7 protein-coding genes are annotated in these 8,435 nt (G+C 71.8%); 2 read left to right on the top strand and 5 right to left on the bottom strand.

Annotation, left to right across the window (positions count from 1 at the left end; translation table 11 throughout):
- Window positions 1-144: 144 nt before the first annotated feature.
- Window positions 145-900: a TIGR03089 family protein gene (locus tag ACFWXQ_RS47810; protein ID WP_383949446.1), complete on the bottom strand. Its 756-nt coding sequence runs from the start codon at window positions 898-900 to the stop codon at window positions 145-147.
- A gap of 128 nt (window positions 901-1,028) precedes the next feature.
- On the opposite strand from ACFWXQ_RS47810, the gene ACFWXQ_RS47805 reads away from it, so the two are divergent.
- Both ACFWXQ_RS47805 and ACFWXQ_RS47800 read left to right on the top strand, forming a co-directional pair.
- Window positions 1,029-2,666 (top strand): peptidoglycan recognition protein, encoded by a 1,638-nt coding sequence (locus tag ACFWXQ_RS47805; RefSeq protein ID WP_383949443.1) that lies wholly within the window; start codon window positions 1,029-1,031, stop codon window positions 2,664-2,666.
- Window positions 2,667-2,833: 167 nt separating this feature from the next.
- Entirely contained in the window at window positions 2,834-3,916 is a 1,083-nt protein-coding gene (locus tag ACFWXQ_RS47800; protein WP_383949440.1) for a sugar phosphate nucleotidyltransferase, read from the top strand.
- A 221-nt stretch (window positions 3,917-4,137) separates the two neighbouring features.
- Here ACFWXQ_RS47800 and ACFWXQ_RS47795 read toward each other — a convergent pair whose 3' ends face one another.
- From ACFWXQ_RS47795 to ACFWXQ_RS47780, 4 genes are all read right to left on the bottom strand, one after another.
- Window positions 4,138-5,172 carry a DNA-3-methyladenine glycosylase family protein gene (locus ACFWXQ_RS47795; protein ID WP_383949437.1) on the bottom strand — a complete coding sequence of 345 codons (1,035 nt, stop codon included), beginning with the start codon at window positions 5,170-5,172 and terminating at the stop codon, window positions 4,138-4,140.
- A 113-nt stretch (window positions 5,173-5,285) separates the two neighbouring features.
- Window positions 5,286-6,647 carry a coenzyme F420-0:L-glutamate ligase gene (locus ACFWXQ_RS47790; RefSeq protein ID WP_383949452.1) on the bottom strand — a complete coding sequence of 454 codons (1,362 nt, stop codon included), beginning with the start codon at window positions 6,645-6,647 and terminating at the stop codon, window positions 5,286-5,288.
- A 74-nt stretch (window positions 6,648-6,721) separates the two neighbouring features.
- A complete protein-coding gene (gene cofD, locus ACFWXQ_RS47785) occupies window positions 6,722-7,681 on the bottom strand; it encodes a 2-phospho-L-lactate transferase (protein ID WP_383949434.1) in 960 nt (319 codons plus the stop codon).
- Between the two features lie 41 nt (window positions 7,682-7,722).
- Window positions 7,723-8,226: a cysteine dioxygenase gene (locus ACFWXQ_RS47780; RefSeq protein WP_383949431.1), complete on the bottom strand. Its 504-nt coding sequence runs from the start codon at window positions 8,224-8,226 to the stop codon at window positions 7,723-7,725.
- Window positions 8,227-8,435 lie beyond the last annotated feature (209 nt).

The raw sequence follows: 8,435 nt of genomic DNA, 5'->3' as shown, positions 1-8,435 counted from the left end.
CAGTTCCCCGCGCCCCTGAAGACCTCTAGGGGCGCGGGGAACTGCGCAGTCTTTTGGGGGTTCGGGGGCGGAGCCCCTGAGTCAGGGACGGGATTGGGTAGGGGCGGCGGGGGCGAAAAAAGGTCCCCCACCCGGGAGCCCCGCTCAACGAGCCGTAGCCGAAACCCGTTCACTCTCGATCCGCTTCGCCACCGCGTCCTCCCCGACCCGCGAAAGGTTCGGGCACAACACCACGGACCCCCCGACGGCGAGCGGAGCGAAGAGCCCGGCGCTCAGCCCCTCCCACGTGTCGTACGAAAGAGCGGACAACAGCCGAGCCCCGGGCCCGCTCAGCCCCAGCCCGGGCGCATCCGCACGAGCCCGCTCGACAACCTCCGCCCCCGTCAGCTCCGCCCCGGCGACAACAACCGAGGGCGCCTCCGGATCCACAGGCCCGTACGCCTGGAAGACATCCCCCTGCCCGGGCACCTCGACGGCGTAGTCGGCGTACCCGGCCGGCACCTGGGCGAACCGCCGCCCGAGCGGCGCGAGCGACAACGCCACCCGCTCCCCGGAACACGCGAGCCCGGCCTCGAACTGCCCGGGCCCGGCCACCACATGGTCGGCGGCACCCGCATCGCCCCCGACATCCGCCACGACCCCCACGGAGGAACAGGCGAGCAGCCACACCGCCGTCTGCCAGTGCGCGGGCAGCAGCAACGCGACCCGCTCCCCGGGCTCGGCGGCCAGCTCGCCCTGGAGCAGGTTGGCGGTCTTGGCCACCCAATTGGCGAAGGTGGCCACGGACAGTTCGACACGTTCACCCGTGGCGTCGTCGTAGAAGGTCACCAGGGGGCGCGCGGGATCCGTGGCGAGCGCGGATCGCAGCAGGTCGGCAGGGGTGCGGTCGGTGGCGTTCACGGGACGCAAGGGTACGCGGACACCCGCCCGGGCGGGGGAGCGAGGGCCACCGGTTCGGCGGAGTCAGGCCGACGGTCCGTCAAATCCCAGATGGACAGATAAGTATGACTATGTCCAGGATCAGGGGCATGCGTGGATATCTTGCTTCCTCGATCGCCGTGACATGCGCGGCCGCCCTGGCCTTCCCCCTGGCCGTGTCCACCGACGCCGCGGCCGCACCCCCGGCGGCCGAGAGCCCGACCACCGACCGGGCGACACCGGACAGACCGGCCTCCGAACGAGCGGCCAGGGCCCGACCGGAAACGCCGAGCAGGTCGACGACATCGGCTGAGGCTGCCGTGGGCTCCGGCCCCGCGACCGACCGCTCGATCCCCGGCAGTACCCAGTCCCTCCCCCTCGCGCCCCTCCCCCCACCCGCCGGTGACCGCACCCTGCCCCCCACCTCCGCCCCGGCGTCCACCCCCGCCACCGCCCAGGGCCTCCCACGACGCGACGTACGCCACTTCTCCCTCGTGGGCGTCGTCTGGGACAACCCGGACGCGGAACTCCAGGGCCGGGTCCAGGTCCGTACCCGCGCGAGCGGCACCGCGAAGTGGTCGCTCTGGCAGGACGTGGACACGCACAACCACGAGCACGCGGCGGACCCGGACACGGCGGAGCGCACCTCCGGGCGCGTACGGGGATCCACGGCGCCCCTGTGGGTCGGCGACTCGGACGGTGTGGAGGTCCGGGTCCAGGCGGAGGCGGACGGCAGGCCGAGAACGGACGGGCGGGCCGTCGCCGGCGACCCCCTCCCCACGGGCCTGCACATCGAACTCATCGACCCCGGCGTAGATCCGGCCGCCGAGCCCCCGCCGCAGGCCTCCGGGGTGGACGTCCCGCGGGGCAACATCCTGACGGCGGAGGCGGCGGCCTCCTCCGCCGTCAACGCCGACCTCGCCCCCCTCGGCGCCACCGCGATCCCCGCCCTCAGCCAGAAGCAGACGGAGGCCGACCTGCTGGCGACCCGGGGCGAGACGGCGGAAGCGGCGAGCGCGAAGGACACGCCAGGCGCGAAGGACAGGCCGGGGCCGAAGGACAAGCCGGGTACGACAGGCAAGACCGGCACGATCGGCACCGCCGACGCGCCGGACCCGGCGACGGGCCAGCGCGTGAAGCCGTACATCGGCGCACGTCCGCGCATTGTCACCCGCCGGGGCTGGGGCGCCGACGAGACCCTCCGCGAGCGGAACTTCAGCTACACGAAGACCGTGAAGGCCGCCTTCGTCCACCACACCGCGTCGGGCAACAACTACCGCTGCGCGCAGGCACCTTCAGTCATCCGCAGTATCTACCGCTACCACGTGAAGAGCAGCGGCTGGCGGGACATCGGCTACAACTTCCTCATCGACAAGTGCGGAAACATCTACGAGGGTCGGGCCGGAGGCGTGGCCAAGCCTGTCATGGGCGCACACACTCTCGGTTTCAACACCAACAGCATGGGGATCGCGGTCCTCGGGAGCTTCGGCACCGCGAACCCGCCCGCCGCCGCGGTGAAGGCGATCGCGAAGCTCACGGCATGGAAGCTCGGACTCTTCGGAGCGAACCCGAAGGGCAAGACCTACCTCAAGTCCGGGGGCGGAAATCTCTACCGAAAAGGAAAGAACGTACGACTCAATGTAATCTCCGGTCACCGGGATGGTTTCGCCACCGAATGCCCGGGCGGCCGACTCTACGCGAAGCTCGGCACGGCCCGAGCGACTTCGGCCCGCTACCAGGGACGATGAGGTCCGGTCGGCGGGAATGGTGAGCCCGGCAAGCCGGGGTCCCAGCCCCGGCGGCTCCCCACAGCCATACCTCCCCCAGAGGCGCCCCACAGCCATCGAAACGGTCTGCATACACTGGCCGGTCGAAAGACAGTTCGACCGGCCCCATCAGGAAGCAGAGACGACAGGTGACAGAAGCGATCCTCCTGGTCGGCGGCAAGGGCACACGGCTGCGCCCCCTCACGGTGCACACGCCGAAGCCGATGGTTCCGGCGGCCGGGGTACCGTTCCTCACGCACCAGCTGGCACGGGCGAGAGCGGCGGGGGTCGAGCACATCGTGCTCGCCACGTCCTATCTGGCCGAGGTCTTCGAGCCCCACTTCGGCGACGGTTCGTCGCTGGGGCTCCACATCGAGTACGTCACCGAGGAGGAGCCCCTCGGCACCGGCGGCGCCATCCGGAACGTGGCCTCCCGGCTGAGATCGGGCCCCGACGACCCGGTCCTGATCTTCAACGGGGACATCCTGACGGGCCTGGACATCCCGGCCCTGATCAGCACGCACCGGTCCTCGGGCGCGGACGTCTCCCTGCACCTCACGAGGGTGACGGACCCGAGGGCGTACGGACTGGTCCCCACGGACTCGTCGGGCCGGGTCCAGGCGTTCCTGGAGAAACCCCAGACCCCCGAGGAGATCGTCACCGACCAGATCAACGCGGGGGCGTACGTCTTCCGCCGCTCGGTGATCGACGCGATCCCGGTGGGCCGTCCGGTCTCGGTCGAACGGGAGACGTTCCCGGAGCTCCTCGCCTCCGGCGCCCACCTCCAGGGAATGGTCGACTCGACCTACTGGCTGGACCTGGGCACCCCGGGCGCCTTCGTCCGCGGTTCGGCCGACCTGGTACTCGGCCGCGCCCCGTCCCCGGCCGTCCCGGGCCGCTGCGGCGACCGCCTGGTCCTCCCGTCGGCCACGGTCGCCACCGACGCCAAACTGACCGGCGGCACGGTCGTCGGCCACGGCGCCACGGTGGGCGAGGGCGCCCGGGTATCCGGCAGCACGATCCTGGACGGCGCGGTCATCGCCCCCGGCGCGGTGGTCACGGACTCCCTGATCGGCGCCCGCGCCCACGTAGGAGCCCGCTCGATCCTCACGGGAGTAGTGGTGGGCGACGGCGCCTCGGTAGGCCCGGACAACGAACTCCGAGAAGGCGTACGCATCTGGTGCGACGCCCAGATCCCAGCCGCAGCACTCCGCTTCTCATCGGACCAGTAACACCGACTCGACCAAGGGCTTGACCAAGGGGGGAGCCAGAGCCTGCGCACACAACCTGGCGCAGGCTCACTTCTTGAGCTGGCCGCACTCTCCAGCCCGGCCGGCTCATTCCAGCCCGTCCGGCGTTTGAGGACGAGCGCGTCAGCGCGATACGGGGGTTCGGGGGCGGAGCCCCCTGAGTAAGGGACGGGAATGGGTAGGGGCGGCGGGGGCGAAAAAACTCAAAGCAGCCCAATATCCCCCCGAGGCATCCGCGGCTGCCGCCGCCCCGGCGTACGCCCACTCAACAAAATGAGCCGAGCAGCCCGATGCCGCTGCCCCGCATAAGGCTCAAGCAACGCCAACATCACGGCATCATCCGCATCCCGGTCCCCGGCCAACGCATACCCCACGATCCCGGGAAGGTGCAGGTCCCCGACCGTAACCGCATCCGCCGCCCCATGACTCCGCTGCACAACCTCCGCCGAGGTCCAGGGCCCCACCCCCGCCACCACCTCAAGCCGCTCCTGGGCCCGCCCGGCCTCGAACCCCACCGCCTCCTCCATCCGCCGAGCCACCCGCACGACCCGCAGAATCGTCGAAGCCCGCTTGTTGTCGACCCCGGCCCGATGCCACTCCCAGGAGGGAATCAAGGCCCAGACCCGAGGCGCGGGCATCACGAACATCCCCCCACCCCGCCCCACCAGAGGCCCGGGCCCGGGCGCCGGCACCCCGTACTTCCGCACGAGCAACCGCCAGGCCCGATACGCCTCGTCCGTCGTGACCTTCTGCTCGAGAATCGACGGAATCAACGACTCCAGCACCAGCCCGGTACGCGTCAGCCGCAACCCGGGCCGCCGATGCCGGGCCACCGCCACGAGCCGATGCCGCGGCTCGAAGGCATCGGGATCGTCCGACTCCCCGAGCATCCGCGGCAGCTGCTCCAGCAACCACTCGGCCCCGGGCCCCCACGCCTCCCCTTCGACGACACCGGCACGCACGGACACCCGCAGGGTCCCGGGCCCGACCGGCGTGAGACTGGCCCGCCACACGGCCCCGTCCGGCGTCGTACGGAAGGTCGGATCGGCGGGCCCCCGCCGCAACGGCCCGAGCACGAGCCCGAGATCCAGCGGCCACGGCGGCACCCAGCTGCGCGTACGCCCGCCGAGTCCGCCCGAGAGTCCGCCCGCCCGGTCCGCCCGCGCCTGCCCGGGCACGACGACATGCCCGCCGCGCACGGTCGTACGCGTCGGCCGAGGATCAAAACGTCCGGCCACGAATGGGGTCCTAGGGCTTGGGGCGCTCGGTAACGCCGTACGAGATTAGGGGCGATGCGAATGTCCCGCACAGCACAGACGGCGTCCGGGACTTTCGCAGAACTCGTCGACGCTCAACGCACCTCGATGAACGCCCCCGCATCCCGCTCGGGCCGGGCCTTCGGCTCCTCCGCCGCGTGCCCGACCGCGACCGCCCCCATGGGATCCCATCCCGCCGGCAGCCCGAGCACGTCCCGCACGACCTCGCGGCAGAACATCGTCGACGACACCCACGCGGACCCGAGCCGCTCCCCGGCGAGCGCCACGAGGAAGTTCTGCACCCCGGCGCCCGCGGCGACCACGAACATCTCCCGCTCGGCCCCGTCACGCCGCTCGTCGCCGTACGTATGCGACCCGTCCATGACGAGGCACGGCACGACCAGATACGGCGCGCCCCGCAGCACGTCCCCGCGCCGCACACGCTTGGCGATGGACTCCGCGCTCTTCCCGTCCCGCTCCAGATCGGCGACCCAGGCGTCCCGCATGGCGTCGAGCAGCTGCGTCCGCGACTCGGCCGACTCCAGGAGTACGAATCTCCAGGGCGTCGTGTGATGCGGCGCGGGCGCGGTCACGGCGGCGGCCACCGCACGCCGTACGGCATCGGGGTCGACGGGCTCGTCGGTGAAGGCCCGTACGGTACGCCGCTGGGTGACGGCCTCCCGGACGGCCTCGGAGGTGCCGAGCCGGAACATGTCGTCGCGCGCGCCCCGGACCATGCCTCGCGTCCCTTCGTCCTCGCTGTTCGTGCCCTGCACAACATGGGGCAGTCCGCGCACGACGGCGACGGGCAGCCCGGACGCCTTGCCCTTGACCAGGTCACCGGCGGAGGCGAGCTCGTCGGCGGTGGCGACGACGGTGGCGCTGAGCGGATTCCCGTGCGCGTCCGTGCCGCCCCGCAGATCGTCCAGTACGCGCACTCCGGCGGCCCCGATGGCGACATCGGTGAGGCCGGTCCGCCAGGGCCGCCCGAAGGTGTCCGTGACGACGACCCCGACCTCGACCCCGAGCGCGTCCCGCAGCCCGTCGCGGATCGCGCGCGCGGAGGCGTCGGAGTCCTCGGGCAGCAACAGCACGGTCCCGGAAGGGGTGTTGGAGGCGTCGACGCCGGCGGCGGCCATGATGAGCCCCTGCCGGTTCTCCACGATCCGCAGCGGCCCGCGCCGTGCGACGACCCGGACGGTCTCGGCGTCGATGGCGGCCTCCCGGTCCGCCGCCTCGACGATCCGCCCCTCGGCCTTGGACACGATCTTCGAGGTGACCAGCAGCACGTCCCCGTCGACCAGGCCCGGCTCGGCACTGGCGATCAGCTTGGCAAGATCGTCCCCCGGCCGTACTTCGGGCAGTCCGGGCAGAGCCCAGACCCGGAAACCGGGCACACCGGACGGCAGCCCTTCGCCCCCGGCCCGAGCCGGACTCGCGGGAACCCCGCCGCTCATGTGCCCCGTACTCCCGAACTCGTCGCTCCCGAACTCGTCACTGCCGAACTCGGCGCTCCCGAAATCGTCGTCGCTCAAGCGCCCCGCACCTCCTCCGCCAGCGCCAGTGCCTGACGGGCCATCTCGGCCGTCGCGGCCAGGTCGGTCATCATCAGGGGCACGGCCCGGCACCGGATGCCGGCGGCGGCGACCTGCTCCACCGTCTTGGCGTCCACGGTGTCGACGAGCCAGCCGTCGAGGAGTCCCGAGCCGTAGTGCTCGGCGACCGCGGCGGCAGTGGACTCGACGCCGACGGCCGAGAGGACCTTGTCGGCCATGCCGCGCACGGGCGCGTCACCGACGATGGGGGAGAGGCCGACCACCGGGACGCCCGCCTCTGCGATGGCCTCCCGGATGCCGGGCACGGCCAGGATGGTGCCGACGGACACGACCGGGTTGGACGGCGGGAAGAGGATCACGTCGGCCGAGGCGATCGCCTCCAGGACTCCGGGCGCCGGCTTGGCCTGGTCGGCGCCGACGGGCACCACCGCGTACGCGTCCACCGAGGCCCGCAGCCGCACCCAGTACTCCTGGAAGTGGATGGCCTTGCGCTCGCCGTCGATCTCGACGGCCACATGGGTCTCGACGCGGTCGTCGGACATCGGGATCAGCCGGACGCCCGGCTGCCACCGGTCGCAGAGCGCCTCGGTGACGGCGCTGAGGGGATACCCGGCGCCCAGCATCTGCGTCCGCACGATGTGCGTCGCGAAGTCCCGGTCGCCGAGCCCGAACCACTCGGGCCCGACCCCGTACGCCGCGAGCTCCTCCTTGACGTGGAAGGTCTCGTCGGTCCGCCCCCAGCCCTGCTCCTCGTTGATGCCGCCGCCGAGTGTGTACATCACCGTGTCGAGGTCCGGGCAGACCTTCAGCCCGAAGAGGTGGATGTCGTCCCCGGTGTTGCCGATGACCGTGACGTCCGCGTCCGGCGCGGCCTGCTTGAGACCGCGCAGGAACCGGGCACCACCGATGCCGCCTGCCAGAACCACAATGCGCATGCATTCAGTCTTGCAGGCGGCTACGACAACGCGTCAGCCGGTTACGAGACCTCGGCCACAGTCCCCGACTCCGCCGCGCACCGCACCGCGTGCATCGGCATCTCCGTCAACCCGGGGTAGTACACGTGCAGGCTTATGGCCGGATCGAGCGAGTCGTTGACGATCTCGTGCACATACCCGGGCGCGAACACACGCTGGGCGCCCGCGCCCAACGCGCGCGTGCCCCGCTCGGTGCGCTCGGTCAGCGCGCCCTCCAGGACGGTGAGTACGCCGGAGGAGCGGCCGTGGTCGTGCAGCCCGCTGCCCTGCCCGGGCACCCAGGAGAGCAGCCACACCTCGTAGCCGGGCCCGGTGCGCAGCCGGTGGTACCAGCGGGACGTGGCGTCGTACTCGACGAGGTGTTCCCACTGGGAGCGGTCGGCCGCGATGGAGCGGGCGAGGCCGACGAAGTCGGCCACCGTGGCCGGGTGCTCGCGCGGCGCCTGGAGGAGGTGCGGTACTTCGAGGATGTCGCCGGCGATCTGGAGGTCGCTGTCGCTGTTCATGGGTGCGGTGGGTTCCTCGGCGGAAGAGAGTGCTGGAGGACTGGGGTGTCACGTACCGTCCGCCCGGGTCGCGGGCATGAGGTGTGCCCTTGGTACGGGCGAGGGGACCAGCAGCCGGGTCTCCTGGTCGGGGAACCCGGCGGCAGCCGGAGCGCGGTTGGCTCAACAGCTGCGACAGCAACAGCTACAGCGAGCGTGGGCAGCACCGA

It is taken from the genome of Streptomyces sp. NPDC058697 (assembly GCF_042715345.1).
Lineage (GTDB): Bacteria > Actinomycetota > Actinomycetes > Streptomycetales > Streptomycetaceae > Streptomyces > Streptomyces liliifuscus.
This window is presented reverse-complemented; position numbering and strand designations above follow the sequence as displayed.